The following is a 15,540-nucleotide window of genomic DNA, read 5'->3' as shown; positions in this document are numbered from 1 at the left end:
GCCTTCAAAATCAGAACTATATGATTCCTGAAGAAATTAGCAGTTTAAGAAATTCGAGAATAGAATTGCAAGGCGTTGCAGACTTTCTGCCGTATCCGTTTATTATTGCAGAAGTTATCGATGGGCAACATCTTAATACATACCTAAACGAAAAGTTTCTCGAAGAAATTGGCTACACTCTTGATGAAATCCCAACCATAGAAGCTTGGTACGGCAAGGCTTATCCCGATTACGACTATAGAAATAATGTAATTACTACTTGGGATGATGAAGAAACTTTATCCCAGCAAGAAGGCAAGGTTTTCGTTAAAAGCAAGTCGCATGTTACTTGTAAAAACGGTACGATCCGATGGTACGAAGTAAAAGCTTGTGTCATCAATAAAATTCATATTGTCGCTTTTATTGATCTCGATAAAGAGATTCGTTTTCAGGAAGAACTGAAAAATATCAATAAGAACAATGACAGAATGCTGTCGATTTTAGGACATGATTTGCGAAGCCCTGTTGCCAATCTAATGTCGATATCGTCAATGGCGGCCAATACAGAAATTTCGCCGGACGAGTTTGCTTCCTTAATTAAAATGATCAATGAGCAGTCAAAACAAGTATTAGAATTATTAGACAATACGCTCAATTGGGCAAAACTGAACTTTAATACCATCAAGCTAAATCTCGTTGAAATTGATTTTCGAGTACTTATAGCCAATATTCTTGAAATCTATAAAACTCCTTGCGAAAGTAAAAACATCAGTGTCAAGGTGGCGATTAAAAATTTCAAAATAAATTCGGATATTGAAATCGTGACCATAATTATCAGGAACTTGATTTCGAATGCGATCAAATTTACACCTCAAAATGGAGTGATTGTTATTGAATCTTTTGGAAATGAATTAAGTATCAAAGATAATGGAATTGGAATGTCACAAGAAATGATTGAAGATATCCTACGAAACACTAATTCGTCAAGAAGAGGAACAAACAACGAGCAGGGAACAGGCGTAGGATTGCAATTGGTCGTGAACTTGGCCGAAAAAATAAATTGTAGCCTAGCCATAGCCAGTGAAGAATCGAAAGGGACAGAAATACGCCTGACATTTAAATAAACAAAACCGATAGCTTAAAAACTATCGGTTTTTTGTTTTGTAATTCTTGAGTTATTATATGCCAAAAGCATTTGTGTTTAGTTCCTTCTTCCAATCTTCGCCAAATTTTTTAGACAGATAAGCAAACACCAGATGATTATACATTTTGTAATAATCAAAATCTCCCATCGCACACAGCCAGAATCATGATAATTGACTCCATATTTCTTTTGAAATAGCAAATCTGCATCCTTGATTACAGAAACAATTCCGCCTCGGAGATAAATCGTAACATGATTGTTTTTTAAATCGTCTTCAAAATTCATTTTGGCTGAAATTGCTAAATGTTTAGTGCATCCAATTCTATCTTCCGTTTGACCAAAAGAAAGAGAAGAGATCAAGAACATAAAGAAAATATACTTTTTCATCTTACGCTTTCTACCAATCGAACAAATTCAGCTTTATAACCATCCTCGTCATTAGTCAATCCGTCTTTTGCGAGTTTTTTGATGTCTTCAGACGATTTGTTTGGAATTAGTTTTGAATCTCTCAGTTTTAATCCGAACCATGCTACAGCAGCAGAAAATTTGAAATCATCGGATGTGTTGTTTAATGGGATTGTTTTGTTCTCGATAACATTCACCATCTCAATGCTTTTGTCGCCGTCAGGTTTTTTATATCGGAATTTTATGGTTGCCAATTCTTCATTATAAACCGTTCCGTTTTCTTGCACTTTCGTGTATTTCAAATCAGGTGTTTTGTTGAGAAACTCACTTTCAACCCCTGTCGGAATAATTTCATACAAAGCCGTAACCGTATGGCCACTTCCTAATTCGCCAGCATCAATAGCATCATTTGTAAAATCTTCCGGACGCAATTTTCTGTTTTCATAGCCGATCAATCGATATGACTGGACATGCTTTGGATTGAATTCGATTTGGATTTTCACGTCTTTGGCAATCGCAAACATAGAACCTTTAAATTCCTTGCCTAAAAAGCGATTTGCTTCCTGGATATTATCGATATAGGCATAATTTCCATTTCCTTTATCGGCAAGAATTTGCATTTTGCTGTCTTTATAATTGCCCATGCCATAGCCGAGGCAAGTCAAGAAAACGCCCGATTTTCTTTTTTCTTCTATCAACGTTTCCATGTCGGTATTCGATGAGCTTCCTACGTTAAAATCACCGTCAGTTGCCAAAATCACACGATTGTTTCCGTTTTTGATAAAGTTTTCTTGCGCTGTCTTATACGCCAATTCAATTCCAGCTCCACCGGCCGTGCTGCCTCCAGAATCTAGCTTTTCCAAAGCATCAATAATTGTTTTTTTATTGTCTCCAGAGGTTGGCGGCAAGACCATTCCTGCAGCTCCGGCATATACGACAATGGAAACCTTATCTTCTTTTCTCAGCTCATTGACTAAAATTTTCATGGATTGTTTCAGTAAGGGCAATTTATTGGCATCGCTCATCGAGCCAGAAACATCAATCAAAAAGACAAGATTAGAAGCAGGCAATTTTTCTGTCGGAATTATTTTTCCCTGCAATCCAATTTTTACTAGCTTGTGTTTTGGATTCCATGGTGCATCGCTGTATTCTGTGTTGATAGAAAACGGATGATCTCCTTTCGGCTGTGGATAGTTGTATTTAAAGAAATTGATCATTTCTTCTACTCGAACAGCATCTTTTGGAACCGTTTGGCCGTTGTTTATAAATCGGCGGACATTTGTATATGAAGCATTATCAACATCAATCGAAAAAGTAGAAAGCGGTTCATTCTTTGGGCTTTCAAAAGGATTTTCGATAAAAGGATCGTAGTCTTCTTGGGAAGTTTCAGCTTTCGGCTGGACATCCATTCTGTAAGTTTCGGTATTTTTCTTTCTTTTCAGTTCTCTGAGTTTTTTTCTAATTTCTCTTTTGGAAAGGTTTTTAGTTGTCCCTTTTTTAGTTTTAACTACAATCACGCCGTTTGAGCCTCTATTTCCATATATTGAAGTTGCTGTAGCATCTTTTAAAACATTGATTTCTTCGATTTCATTTTGGTCGACACTTTTAAAGCCTTTTTCATCAAGAGGCATACCGTCTACAACATACAGAGGTTCTGGTTGTCCGTTTATAGAGCCAATTCCTCTCAAAACAATTGATTGCTCACCACTGTATTCTTTTTTTGCTTCAGTAATATTTAGTCCAGAAACTTTTCCTTGCAAAGATTGAATAACAGGATTGCTATTAATATCTCCATCTCTATAATTCTGTTTCTTTGCTCTAATGTCTTGACCTAGATAGCCTATAGAATTTGATGTCTTTTCTTTTTTAGATTTGCGTTTGGATTGGATGGATTCCTTATCAATTATTGCTACAGAAGCCATGGCTGATTGCTTCTTCTTAGTTTGGTACGCTGTCACCACTACTTCCTCAAGGGTATTAGAGTCATCTTGTAAAGCGATATCCAGTCTTGCATTATTTTCAACTGAAGCAACTGAAGATTTCATGCCAATATAACTAAATTCCAATTTTTCTCCAGTTTCTACAGCAATAGTATATTTTCCGTCGAAATCTGTTTGAGTTGCGCGAGATGTTCCTTTTACGGCCACAACCGCGCCAGGCAAAGGCAAATTTTGATTGTCAACAACTGTCCCGGTAACTGTCCTTTCTTTGGTGATTGGATTTGTTTTTACCTCTGCAGCAATGATTTTTGCATCTTTGAGTGCCAAATTTTTAGGCTCAATTTGAATTAATTCTACTTCTTCTTTAGCATAATCATCTTTCGTTTTATCGGCAACGGCAACGGAACTTTCTACCTGTACCGTTACTGGCTTACTTTTTATGATTGTAGCTTTTTTACTTTTAGATTCTTCGGGTTCTTTAGCAGTTCCCGTTTTTTGAACGACAGCTTCTTTTTCAGACTCAGAAATTATCGGCGTATTTGCCTCAATTACCACCGGGTTTTTAGGAGTCTCTATGCTGTCGTCTGTTTTCAGAAATTGGTAGCCTAAAGAAAAGAACAAAAGGAGCGAAGCCGCAATTCCGATTTTCTTCCAGATTGCGATTGTTTTTTTGTCTTCTTTTTTATCTAGTTTTTCTTCTACGCGAGCCCAGACTTTTTCCATAGCTGGGAAGTCTTTCGCTTCTGCCTTTTTCGAGGCATCTTTGAATTGTTCGAATATTTTATCTTGATTTTCCATCGCTACTTTGCTTTTTGATAATACAAATTATTAACCAATTCTTTCAGTTTGGTCTTTGAGACATTCAGCTGTGATTTAGATGTTCCTTCTGAAATATCAAGCATCTTGGCAATCTCTTTATGAGAATAGCCTTCAATAGCAAAAAGGTTGAAAATGGTTCGGCATCCTTCGGGAATAAAATTCAGCAGGTTCAGAAGATCTTCTTCCTCTAGATCGGTCACGTGATTTGTAATCGGCTGTGAAATGATTTTCACGTCATCAAGATACATGTTGAAGTTGACGTTTTTCTTGAGTGACAGTAAGCATTGATTGACCGCAATCTTTCTGGCCCAGGCTTCAAAAGCTCGGACTTCTTTCAATTGTTCGATTTTCGTAAAAATAGTATAGAAAGCATCGGCCAGCGCTTCTTCTATTTCTTCCTCTTTCTTTAGGTATCGCTTGCAAGTTCGATACAGTTTTGGAGCCAAAAGCTCATACACCTGACGCTGTGCGTCTCGTTGCATCTTTCTGCAGGCTGTAATTAGTTTTTTGTCTATCACAATGAATGTCTTTCCTATATAGAGAGAGAAAAGGATAAAAAGGTTGGAAAGCGATGTGAAAATTTATGATTTTAGATTTATGCCCAAACAGAAATCCTAAATCTAAAATCCAAAATCATAAACTATTTATCAAGCGTAAGCTTGTAAATGTCTGACTTTAAGTCGTCGTTGTCTTTGTCTTCGCAAAGAAGAAATTCAATGGTCTTGTCGTTTTCTTTGTAAACCGTAAGTCCTTCAAATTTATGCGTAGTTGTAATCTTTTCGGTAAAATCGATTTTCATCTTTTCGATATCCAGCCTTCCGATGAAGGTTCCGAGAACGGCACCGTCGTCATAAGTAGATTTAGTATCTTCAACAGTGGCCAGAAAATAAATCTTTCCATCCACTCGCACAGCGTCTGTAAAAGAACTTTGGATTCCTTTTATTTTAGGAAGTTTGTAAGAGTTATACAAAACAGAGAAATCATCAATCAAGTTATTTCCACCGATAGTGAAAATTCCGTTTTTGCCCGACTTGCCGTTGCCGCGGTTAAAAAGAAACCAATTTTCACCATTATAAACAGCGCCTTCGATATTGAAATCTTCAGGTTTCGTATTCCCGAAATTTTGCATCACTAAATAAAGGTCGGTGACATCCGTTTCCTTTATTTTTTGTTTTTGGTTTGTGTCAAAATGAACCATCTTATTTCGGTTTTCGGTAGAACCGGAACCAAAAATATAACAGTCTTCGCCGAAATTGGCAATAGCTTCAAAGTCGGGCTTTTTCGCTTTTGGAATGTTTTCTGTTGGCGCCCCCGATGCTGTTTCTAGAATCGTATGCGATTCCAGATTTTTGCTTTCGATATTGTATTCATAAAGGACGCTACTATTGTCGGAAATTATAAAAAGAGAATTGTCTTTAAAAACCAATCCTGAGGCAGAGCCAATGCCGATAATCTGAAATAATAATTCGAGCTGAAATTTTTGCATAGTTTCTGTTTTAGGTTCCTGATGGAATAATTCGGGCTAAAGGGATTCGTTTTCCTGAAAAAAATAAATATAATTTTTAGAACGTAATTTCTGAGATAAATATATACATTTATGTAAAATAATATTCTTATGAAAACGATAAATACGGATGATTTTAAAATTACGAGCCCTAAAAAGCTTTCAGATTTGCCGACATTAGTTGATTTGAAGGCTACCAAACAGGAATTAAAAGAAGCCCTAAATGAAACCCGTGAAGCTTTGAGCGATCTGCAAGATAAGATGTATGCTCATAACCGCTATGGCGTGCTGATTTGCCTGCAAGGTATGGATACTTCGGGGAAAGACAGCCTTATACGTGAGGTTTTCAAAGAGTTTAATGCTAGGGGAGTTGTAGTTCATAGTTTTAAAACGCCAAATTCAACCGAACTGGAGCATGATTATCTGTGGAGGCATTATCTAGCACTACCCGAAAAAGGAAAATTTTCAGTTTTCAACAGGACACATTATGAAAATGTATTAGTCACAAGAGTACACCCAGAATATATCTTGAACGAAAGCTTGCCAGGAATCGAGGACGTAAAGGACATTCCCAAAGATTTCTGGAAGAAACGCATGGAACAGATTGTTAATTTCGAAAAGCATATAGTCGAAAACGGTGTGATAGTCTTGAAGTTTTTTCTACATCTAAGTAAAGAAGAGCAAAGGCAGCGACTTTTGAGACGCCTTGAAAAAGAAAAACACAACTGGAAATTCTCGCCTGGCGATCTAAAAGAAAGAAGCTTTTGGAAAGAGTACCAACACCATTATGAAGAAGCGATTAACGCGACGTCTAAAGAAAAAGCGCCATGGTATGTAATTCCAGCCGATGACAAAAATGCCTGCCGTTTTCTTTTGGCAAAGGCAATTTTGGATGTGCTTTCGCAATATAAAGACATAAAATTTCCTGAGTTGGAGGATAAAGTACAGGAAAATATATCATTTTATAAGAAGGAACTGAGTAATGAGAAATAAAAAAATGCCTTGATAATTCAAGGCATTTTCTTTTATATTTTCAGTTTAGAGTCTAAATCCATAAGCCAGACGCAAAGCAAGCTGTCCGACTCCTTCGCCATTTTCTCTCGGAAAATCGTTGTAATATTCGTAGCGGATGCTGGCATCAAAATATTTATTGGCATATCCAATTCCTGGCGCTAATAACAAACTCGTGTCGTTATAGTCATTCGTGACAGGAATAGCAGCTCCAAGCTCGCCAAGCACATAAAAACGATCTTCCCATACAAAGGCTTTGAAACCAGCCTTTGCCGGAATGAATCCTAAATCAGGAATATCATCGCCCACAAATAGATTAGTGAACCCAGTAGTGAACGTAATCGAATACCTTTGGTTTAAGTCATACTGGATACGCGCATCGGCTCCTAGCGCAAAATCATAAGGATCGTCAAATATAAAACCTCCGTTTATTCCAAACCCTAAACGAAACCCTTGGTCATAATTTTCGGTTGCGCCAATAGCGGAGGTGGTTTCTTGTGCTGACATGCTCGATGTCATTAAAACCGTCATGCAAACTGCAAATAAGCCTGTGATTGATTTCAAATTTTTCATAGATTAGGATTTTAAAAGTTAGTACTATAAAATTAACAATAATAAAGCCACTCTTCCAAATGTTAATTTTTAAAGTATTGTTAAAAGGTTAGTAGCATGATAAGGCTTTGAAAGCAAGTGATTTGCTTTATGTTTCAATTTTTGCTTAAAATATTTAAATATCTTTAAAAGTGTGGAATTGTAGGATATGGTGCTATCTTTGCCCCACATTTTTCTACATATCGTGAGCTTACATCAATACACCAAAGAGTTTTCTTATAATTTAAAATTAGCGTATCCTATCATACTAGGAATGCTAGGGCATACATTAATCGGAATTGTCGACAATATTATGGTCGGCAAACTGGGTGCTACCGAATTGGCAGCTGTTTCATTAGGAAATAGCTTTATCTATGTTGCCATTTCGCTCGGGATTGGCTTCTCTACAGCCATAACTCCAATCATTGCTCAGGCTGATGCGGAAAAAGATACTCAGAAAATCAGGTCGGCTTTCCATCATGGACTTTTTTTATGCGGGATATTGGGCCTCACCTTGTTTGGTGTTATCGTATTGGCCAAACCGCTGATGTATTATATGGGACAGCCCGAAGAGGTAATCGTCTTGGCCAAACCCTATATTGATTGGGTCGCTTTTTCTTTGATTCCACTAGTTGTCTATCAAGGATATAAGCAATTTGCCGATGGACTTTCGATGACAAAATATTCCATGTATGCAATTATCATGGCCAATGTCGTGCACGTCATCTTAAACTATTTTCTGATCTACGGAATTTGGATTTTTCCAAAAATGGGCATTATCGGAGCAGCTTTAGGAACGGTAATTTCAAGGCTTATGATGCTTGCTTTTATGCACCTGATCTTATCCAGAAATAAAAAACTGACTGCTTATTTTCAAAATTTTAGTTTCCAAGATATCAAAAAGGCGATGCTCAATAAGATTGTAAGTTTGGGACTGCCATCGGCTTTGCAGATGTTTTTCGAAGTTGCACTTTTTACATCGGCAATCTGGCTTTCCGGCTCTTTAGGCAAAAACAGCCAAGCGGCCAACCAGATCGCCTTGAGTTTAGCATCGGCTACTTTTATGTTTGCTATGGGATTGAGCGTTACCGCCATGATTCGCGTAAGCAACCAAAAAGGACTTAAAGATTATAAGAAGCTTGTGGTGGTTGCCCGATCTATTTTTCTTTTAGCCATTATTATTGAGATTATTTTTGCAATCTGCTTCGTGCTTTTCCACCAATACCTGCCGCATCTGTTCCTTAATATGGAGAAGAATGCACTGGTTATAGATAATGAAGAAGTAATCGCGATAGCCGCACAATTATTGCTTGTAGCTGCCGTCTTTCAGATTTCAGACGGAATACAAGTCGTTGTGCTAGGAGCTTTAAGAGGTCTTCAAGATGTAAAGATACCCATGTACATTACGTTTGCAGCCTATTGGGTAGTCGGCTTTCCAGTTTCGTACTATTTAGGAAAACATACGGAACTCAAAGCTACTGGAATTTGGATCGGCCTTTTAGCCGGATTGACAGTTGCCGCAGTATTTTTGTATATTCGCTTTAATTATTTGACAAAAAAATCAATAAAAGAGGCAGCTCCAGTAGCTGCAATCTAAAATCATAAATCTAAAATAAAATGGAACTACCAAAATTTTTACTAGGTGACAATACCGATTTTCCGGAAGATATTTTTATCATCCACATGGATTATCCAAGATTTATAATCAATCTAAAAGACGACGAGGTCGAGTTTCTCGAAGAAGCAGAAGATCTTGATGAAGGCGAATTGAATCAAGTTATGGAAAGCTTGATTGTTGAAGCCAATGAATTTTACGACAGAGAAATGGAGCGTTACGAGAAAGAATAAGAATTCTGGCGTAAACACTAAATCCAAATACACAAAGGTTGCAAGACGGTTAATTATACCGTTTTGCAACTTTTTTTTTTGAAAATGTAAAACTAAGGGGTAACAAAAAAACAATTTAATTGATATACACTAAAGTTGGCGGAACCCGAAAAGCCAATCCAAGAGTAGGGACAATTAAATTATAAATTATGGAGAATTTTTTACAAGGAGATTTTAAAAAATCGAAACAAACAACAAACAAACTTGTATCGTTTACGGGGGTAAAAGCGATATTGGCAACACTCTTTTTAACAGCTTTTATTATGGTAAGCTGTAGCAAGGACGATCAGCAGGATATTAAAACCGAGGAAGCTTCTACGGACACTTTCAATCCGGCGGCCAGACGTTACGAATTCCCTTTTATTGTACGTGCTTGGGGATCCCATAATATAGATTGCAGTCAACCAAATGGATTTTGTCTTGATGTATGGACAATTATTAGAACTTTTTATAAACCATTACCAACCGGTACTCCAGTGAAAGCTGCAAATATTAATGGAGCATTTGTTATGAAGTTTTACAAAAGTGCTTTAACTGAGGAAGATAAAGCTATGTTGCTAAGAAACGGAAATTCTTTTAGTATCCCTGAAGGGCAAATCATTCCCGATGAGCTTGTGGAAGCTTTAGGTTTTAGCTCAAACTCGTTGCGTGCAGGAAACTATAGAATTCAAGAAAACGATGAGCTCTATGGCATTGCAATAGCAGTAAATTAAATTACTTTTACCCCAAACAAAGAAAGCCGTTTCAATTTATTTTGAAGCGGTTTTTATTTAAGATTCTTACTGTTTTGATAGATTTGTAATAAATTTTGTGCAGCGGCAAACGGGGAAACTTCGCTATTTTGTACCGCTTTTTTATTTTCTTCTAATAGATTTTTTATTTGAGGATGCTCAAAGAAATTGAGCTTGAGCTGTTCGTTGATTGTTTCCAGAAGCCAATGCTGGTTCTGGTTTTTTCTTCTTTCGTAAAAATAATCGTTGCCTTTCGTAAGCTCAAGATAGTCTGAAATCATAGTCCAAACTTCGGAAATTCCGTCATGTGTAATAGCGCTGCAAGTCGTGACTTTAGGTTGCCATCCCGAACTCTTTGCAGGAAATAGGTGCAAGGCACGATTAAATTCGGTTTTAGCCATATTAGCTTTCTTGATATTATCGCCGTCAGCTTTATTGATTACGATAGCATCCGCCATTTCCATGATGCCTCTTTTGATGCCTTGCAATTCGTCTCCGGCTCCTGATATTTTCAAAAGCAAGAAAAAATCCACCATGCTATGAACTGCAGTCTCGCTTTGTCCGACTCCGACCGTTTCGATGATAATCGTATCAAATCCGCAAGCTTCGCACAAGATAATGGTTTCGCGGGTTTTTCTGGCAACGCCTCCAAGCGTTTCTCCCGAAGCCGACGGTCGTATATAAGCCTTTTCGTCCTTGACCAATTCTTCCATACGGGTCTTGTCGCCCAAGATACTGCCATGAGAGATGGTACTGCTCGGATCGACGGCCAATACGGCTACTTGTTTGCCTGATGAAGTCAAGAATTTTCCAAAAGCTTCTATAAAAGTACTTTTTCCAACACCGGGAACTCCGGTAATGCCAATCCTTACAGAATTATTCGCATACGGAAGGCAGGCTTGGATAATCTCATTGGCTTTTTCCAGATGTTTTGGATTCGTACTTTCCACCAAAGTAATAGCTCGACTCAAAGCCGTTTTATCACCTTTCAAAATTCCTGAAATCAGTTCTTGGGCTGAAGGTTGTCGCTTTCGCGATTGTATAATCTGGGCAACAGAAGCCTTGCCGATACTTTCGGGCTGGTTGATTCCTTCTTTTTCCTGTAAGGCTGATTTATGTGGGCTTGATTTGGACACAGTAGCGGTTTTGAGAAGTAAAAGTAAGGAAAACAAAAACAGTTTCAAAAAGGCGATGCTTAAAGAAACTGTTTTTTGGGAATTATGAATTATGAATTATGAATTATGAATTATGAATTATGAATTATGAATTTTTGTCTTATGCCTAAAACTTTAAAGCAAAATTAATAAGCAGCTGTGAAACGAACTTGGTGGTGTTTTGGGTTTTCGACTTCATCAGCGATGACAACAGCAAGATCTTCTGCCGAAAGGATGCTTCTTTGGTTAGTGTCAAAAACGGGATTGTCTAATCCAAGGCGATAGTTACCTGTTCGTCCGGTCGTGATGCCTTGATGCATTTCAAATGCAGGACTAAAAAAGGCCCAATCCAATTCTTTTTCTTCTTTTATCAAGTTGAGATAATCTCTTGCGGCTGTAGCTCCGGCATGATATTCTTTTGGGAAATCGGGTGTATCCACTGCTTGAAGTCCCGGCGCTACATATAGACTTCCCGCTCCTCCGATAGTGATAAATCTTTTAACGCCTGAAAGTTTGACCGCTTCTTGGATTGCTTTGGAACCAGCAATAAAATCATCGTAGATGTTCGGGTTTGTCCAGCCTGGATTATAAGCGTTGACAACAGCATCATGACCTTTTAAAATCGTAGCCAATTCTTTTGTGTTAAAAATGTCAGCCGAAATAGATTTCAAGTTTTCTTTCCCTGAATCTTTTGCATTTCTAGAAATTGCTGTCACCTCGTGGCCGCGATTTACCAATTCGTTTGTAATATTTGAGCCAACAAATCCTGTAGCTCCGATAATTGCGATTTTCATAATATATAAATTTAAAAGTAATAAAAAATGTTACAGTTTTAAATAAAAAAATAGCTAGAACTTATTAGAGAATTCTGTAAGGGAAATGCCTCTCAGTTCTTTGCTGATTTTGTCATTGATGTCGATGTATAATTCGTCCAGTTTTTTATTGATGTTTTTTCCGACCGGACAATCTGGATTTGGATCGTTTTTAGAATAACCTAAGGTCACTCTCTCAAAAGTAAGCCTGAAAATATCATCTAAGCTGATGTTTTCTGCCGGTCTCAACAATTTTGTACCGCCGTTTTTTCCTTCTTTACTTTCTACAATATGATGCTTTTTCAGGTTGGCGATCTCTTTGCGAATCAATACAGGATGCAGGTTCATGCTTCCTGCCAAAAATTCAGAAGAAAGATATTCATCTGGAAATTTAGAGAGGAGCGTCAAGATATGAAGCGTTATTGCAAACTTGCCTGAAATCATACTGTAATAAAATATGTTACAAATGTATGGCTATATGGATTGCGAAAAAAATATTTTGGCTTTTTTTTATGATAATGCAATTGCCAATTAATTGTAGGTAATGCCGTAAATTTGCACTTCAATTATTCCTCCTACTTAATGACCACAAGACAAAAATACTCCATACTTTTCATACTCGGAGGATTATCAGCTTTAGCACCATTCAGCATCGACATGTACCTGCCTGCTTTCCCTGCCATAGCAAAAGGATTGGATACTGACATTTCTCAAGTTGCACTTTCACTGACAAGCTATTTCGTCGGAATCAGTATCGGACAGCTTTTTTACGGTCCGATAACCGATAAGTTTGGCAGAAAAAAACCACTTGTTTTTGGTCTTACGATTTTTCTTTTGGCTTCTATCGGTTGTGCTTTGTCACCAACAATCAATTGGCTGATTGCCATGCGTGTTGTTTTGGCATTAGGCGGGTGTGTAGGAATGGTTGTAAGCAGGGCAGTGGTTCGTGACTTATTTCCGGTTTCCGAAATCGCAAAAATATTTTCAATCTTGATGTTGATTGTAGGAGTGGCACCCATCTTGGCACCGACTATCGGCGGCTGGGTACTGACTGTTTCGACCTGGAGAACCATCTTCTATTTCTTGACTGCTTTTAGCTTGATATTAATCTTAGCCGTAATATTTTACCTGCCAGAAAGCAAAAATCCCGATCGCGCCAAATCGCTTAGAGCAGGCGATATCTTAAAGGATTATAGAGACGTACTACAAGAAAAAACCTTTTTGTTTTACGCTTTTGGCAGCAGTATTGCCATGGCGGGCATGTTTGCTTATATCAGCGGATCGCCTTTTGTGTTCATGAAATTCCATGATTTTACCGAAGCACAGTACGGCTGGGTTTTTGGTACAAATGCCATGGGATTCATCATCGGCAGTCAGCTCAACAGGGTGTTGCTAAACAAGTTTACTTCTCTACAAGTTATCACGATCTCAAGCCTTACTTTATTGATGGTTTCAATACTTTTAATGACACTGCTAGGCCTAGACCTTTTGACCCCGGCACTACTGATTGCGATGATTTTTACCTTTTTGTTTTCACTCGGACTATTGGTTCCAAACTGTACGGCTTTGGCTCTCGCACCGTTTACATACAACGCAGGAAGCGCTTCAGCATTGATAGGATTTATCCAAATGATTACAGGTGCGGGAGTTTCTGCATTGGTGAGCGTCTTGCACGATGGCACGAGATTTCCGATGACCTTCGGAATGTTTTTCTGCGGCACGATGTGCTTTTTTATCATCATGGTGCTGAACGTGAAAGTCAAGAAATGGAGGACAGAACTCGCTTAAAGGGAAGCGGGTCTGATTAGTTGATTTAATTATTTTAAAAAATCATGAATACAACAAAACTAGATTTTGAAGCTCAAGAAAAAAGAGACCTTACTCAAAAAACAGTCTATCCGATTCTTTTTTCAATAGCCTTTGCGCATTTGTTAAACGACATGCTGCAGGCCGTCATACCCTCTGTCTACCCAATCTTAAAAGACAGCTATAGCCTGACGTTTACGCAAATCGGACTGATTACTTTTGCCTACCAAATGGCGGCTTCTATCTTGCAGCCCTTTGTCGGCTTTTATACCGATAAGAAACCACAGCCGTATTCGCAGATATACGGCATGCTCTTTACCTTGTCGGGCATTATCCTGCTATCGTATGCCGCTAATTTTTATATCATCATCCTTTCGGTAATCTTGGTCGGTATTGGTTCGTCTATTTTTCATCCCGAAGCCTCAAGGATTTCTTTCTTGGCCTCTGGCGGCAAGCGCGGATTGGCCCAATCGGTATTTCAATTAGGAGGAAATGCAGGAACGGCAATCGGACCCTTATTGGTCGCTTTGATTGTAGTGCCGAATTCGCAGAAATACATCCTGTCTTTTGTAATCGTTGCCGTCATCGCTTTGTTTGTTTTGGGCAGCATCGCCCGCTGGTATGACAACCATCTTACGCTAAGATCCAAAAAGAAAGTAGAAGTCGTTTTGCCGGACCTGTCGCAAAAAAGGATTGTCATTTCAGTAATCATTTTATTGGTATTGATCTTCTCTAAGTTCTTCTATATGGCAAGCATGTCTAGCTATTTTACGTTCTATCTGATTGAAAAATTCAATCTTTCCGTTCAAGATGCACAATTCCACCTATTCTTGTTTCTGGCTTCTTGTGCTTTAGGAACACTGCTAGGCGGTCCTTTAGGCGATAAATTCGGAAGAAAATACGTCATCTGGTTCTCGGTTCTCGGAGCAGCACCTTTTGCCTTGTTCCTGCCATATGCCGATTTGTTCTGGACTGGAATCTTGTCTGTGGTTATCGGTATTATCATTTCTTCGGCTTTCCCAGCCATCTTAGTATATGCACAAGAGTTGTTGCCTAAAAAACTCGGAATGGTTTCTGGGCTTTTCTACGGCTTTGCTTTCGGTATGGGAGGTCTTGGCTCGGCTTTGCTAGGCTATACGGCAGATCATATTGGTATCGAAGCAGTGTACAAGATATGCGCCTATCTGCCATTGATCGGAATCATTGCCTTGTTCCTTCCAAATCTCAAGAAGAAGAAAATTTAGTTCCGGCTGCCATTTTTATCTTGTTAATTTTTGTAAATTTATAGGGTGTAGAACCCATAAATTACAGCTATTATGATGAAAATTTTTAGTACCGCACAGAACAAGAATCTTTCCAACATCATGCTTTTTATTGTGAGGGCTACGGTCAGCAGTTTTATGCTGGTTCATGGCGTGGAAAAATTCGATACGCTTTATGCCGGCGCGCCTTTTGAGTTCCCCGATCCTTTGGGAGTAGGAACCACGGCATCCTTATCGCTGGCCGTTTTTGCAGAAGTTTTATGTTCGGGTCTGCTTTTTGTAGGATTCGCGACACGATTGGTTACCATTCCGCTCATTATCACCATGTTTTTTGCAGTCTTTGTGATTCATGGAGCCGACGGATTTGACAACCAAGAATTAGGAGGACTCTACCTCTTGATCTATGTACTCTTGTTGGTCACAGGCAGCGGTAAATACTCTGTCGACCATTTCATCTATAAAAATACAAGGCCCGCAAAACCTTGATTTATTTAA

The 15,540-nt window shown here is 38.3% G+C and carries 16 protein-coding genes; 8 read left to right on the top strand and 8 right to left on the bottom strand.

What is annotated here, in order from left to right; translation table 11 throughout:
• Nucleotides 1–20 precede the first annotated feature (20 nt).
• Nucleotides 21–1,103: a PAS domain-containing sensor histidine kinase gene (locus OLM56_RS16705; RefSeq protein WP_264527779.1), complete on the top strand. Its 1,083-nt coding sequence runs from the start codon at nucleotides 21–23 to the stop codon at nucleotides 1,101–1,103.
• 77 nt (nucleotides 1,104–1,180) lie between these two features.
• Here OLM56_RS16705 and OLM56_RS16700 read toward each other — a convergent pair whose 3' ends face one another.
• From OLM56_RS16700 to OLM56_RS16685, 4 genes are all read right to left on the bottom strand, one after another.
• Nucleotides 1,181–1,510 (bottom strand): hypothetical protein, encoded by a 330-nt coding sequence (locus OLM56_RS16700; protein ID WP_264527778.1) that lies wholly within the window; start codon nucleotides 1,508–1,510, stop codon nucleotides 1,181–1,183.
• Nucleotides 1,507–4,266, bottom strand: a complete 2,760-nt coding sequence (locus OLM56_RS16695) for a YfbK domain-containing protein (protein WP_319800572.1) — start codon at nucleotides 4,264–4,266, stop codon at nucleotides 1,507–1,509. Before OLM56_RS16695 ends, OLM56_RS16700 begins: the two co-directional genes overlap by 4 nt.
• A 2-nt stretch (nucleotides 4,267–4,268) precedes the next feature.
• Nucleotides 4,269–4,769, bottom strand: a complete 501-nt coding sequence (locus OLM56_RS16690) for an RNA polymerase sigma factor (RefSeq protein ID WP_182493501.1) — start codon at nucleotides 4,767–4,769, stop codon at nucleotides 4,269–4,271.
• A gap of 158 nt (nucleotides 4,770–4,927) precedes the next feature.
• Nucleotides 4,928–5,773: a DUF6929 family protein gene (locus OLM56_RS16685; protein WP_264527777.1), complete on the bottom strand. Its 846-nt coding sequence runs from the start codon at nucleotides 5,771–5,773 to the stop codon at nucleotides 4,928–4,930.
• A gap of 129 nt (nucleotides 5,774–5,902) precedes the next feature.
• On the opposite strand from OLM56_RS16685, the gene OLM56_RS16680 reads away from it, so the two are divergent.
• On the top strand, nucleotides 5,903–6,784 hold the full coding sequence (locus OLM56_RS16680) for a PPK2 family polyphosphate kinase (RefSeq protein WP_264527776.1): 882 nt from the start codon (nucleotides 5,903–5,905) through the stop codon (nucleotides 6,782–6,784).
• 45 nt (nucleotides 6,785–6,829) lie between these two features.
• Here the strand turns inward: OLM56_RS16680 and OLM56_RS16675 are convergent, their stop codons facing one another.
• Nucleotides 6,830–7,375, bottom strand: a complete 546-nt coding sequence (locus OLM56_RS16675) for a hypothetical protein (protein WP_121374900.1) — start codon at nucleotides 7,373–7,375, stop codon at nucleotides 6,830–6,832.
• Nucleotides 7,376–7,598: 223 nt separating this feature from the next.
• Between OLM56_RS16675 and OLM56_RS16670 the strand changes: the two genes are divergently transcribed.
• From OLM56_RS16670 to OLM56_RS16660, 3 genes are all read left to right on the top strand, one after another.
• Nucleotides 7,599–8,990 carry an MATE family efflux transporter gene (locus OLM56_RS16670; RefSeq protein WP_182492504.1) on the top strand — a complete coding sequence of 464 codons (1,392 nt, stop codon included), beginning with the start codon at nucleotides 7,599–7,601 and terminating at the stop codon, nucleotides 8,988–8,990.
• 20 nt (nucleotides 8,991–9,010) lie between these two features.
• On the top strand, nucleotides 9,011–9,241 hold the full coding sequence (locus OLM56_RS16665) for a hypothetical protein (protein ID WP_264527775.1): 231 nt from the start codon (nucleotides 9,011–9,013) through the stop codon (nucleotides 9,239–9,241).
• Nucleotides 9,242–9,429: 188 nt separating this feature from the next.
• Nucleotides 9,430–9,993, top strand: a complete 564-nt coding sequence (locus OLM56_RS16660; protein ID WP_264527774.1) for a hypothetical protein — start codon at nucleotides 9,430–9,432, stop codon at nucleotides 9,991–9,993.
• A 53-nt stretch (nucleotides 9,994–10,046) separates the two neighbouring features.
• On the opposite strand, the gene meaB is transcribed toward OLM56_RS16660, so the two are convergent.
• From meaB to OLM56_RS16645, 3 genes are all read right to left on the bottom strand, one after another.
• Nucleotides 10,047–11,147, bottom strand: coding sequence for a methylmalonyl Co-A mutase-associated GTPase MeaB (gene meaB / locus OLM56_RS16655; protein WP_264527773.1), 1,101 nt, complete (start codon nucleotides 11,145–11,147; stop codon nucleotides 10,047–10,049).
• 164 nt (nucleotides 11,148–11,311) lie between these two features.
• On the bottom strand, nucleotides 11,312–11,959 hold the full coding sequence (locus tag OLM56_RS16650) for an NAD(P)-dependent oxidoreductase (RefSeq protein WP_264527772.1): 648 nt from the start codon (nucleotides 11,957–11,959) through the stop codon (nucleotides 11,312–11,314).
• Between the two features lie 54 nt (nucleotides 11,960–12,013).
• A complete protein-coding gene (locus OLM56_RS16645) occupies nucleotides 12,014–12,421 on the bottom strand; it encodes an Rrf2 family transcriptional regulator (protein WP_264527771.1) in 408 nt (135 codons plus the stop codon).
• A 138-nt stretch (nucleotides 12,422–12,559) separates the two neighbouring features.
• On the opposite strand from OLM56_RS16645, the gene OLM56_RS16640 reads away from it, so the two are divergent.
• The 3 genes from OLM56_RS16640 (at nucleotide 12,560) to OLM56_RS16630 (ending at nucleotide 15,531) form a co-directional block, all read left to right on the top strand.
• Nucleotides 12,560–13,765, top strand: coding sequence for a multidrug effflux MFS transporter (locus OLM56_RS16640; protein ID WP_264527770.1), 1,206 nt, complete (start codon nucleotides 12,560–12,562; stop codon nucleotides 13,763–13,765).
• 44 nt (nucleotides 13,766–13,809) lie between these two features.
• On the top strand, nucleotides 13,810–15,027 hold the full coding sequence (locus tag OLM56_RS16635) for an MFS transporter (protein ID WP_121374893.1): 1,218 nt from the start codon (nucleotides 13,810–13,812) through the stop codon (nucleotides 15,025–15,027).
• A gap of 72 nt (nucleotides 15,028–15,099) precedes the next feature.
• Nucleotides 15,100–15,531, top strand: coding sequence for a DoxX family protein (locus OLM56_RS16630; RefSeq protein WP_121374892.1), 432 nt, complete (start codon nucleotides 15,100–15,102; stop codon nucleotides 15,529–15,531).
• Nucleotides 15,532–15,540: the final 9 nt, after the last annotated feature.

It is taken from the genome of Flavobacterium sp. N2550 (genome assembly GCF_025947265.1).
In the GTDB taxonomy this organism is placed as follows: Bacteria; Bacteroidota; Bacteroidia; order Flavobacteriales; family Flavobacteriaceae; genus Flavobacterium; species Flavobacterium endophyticum.
This window is presented reverse-complemented; position numbering and strand designations above follow the sequence as displayed.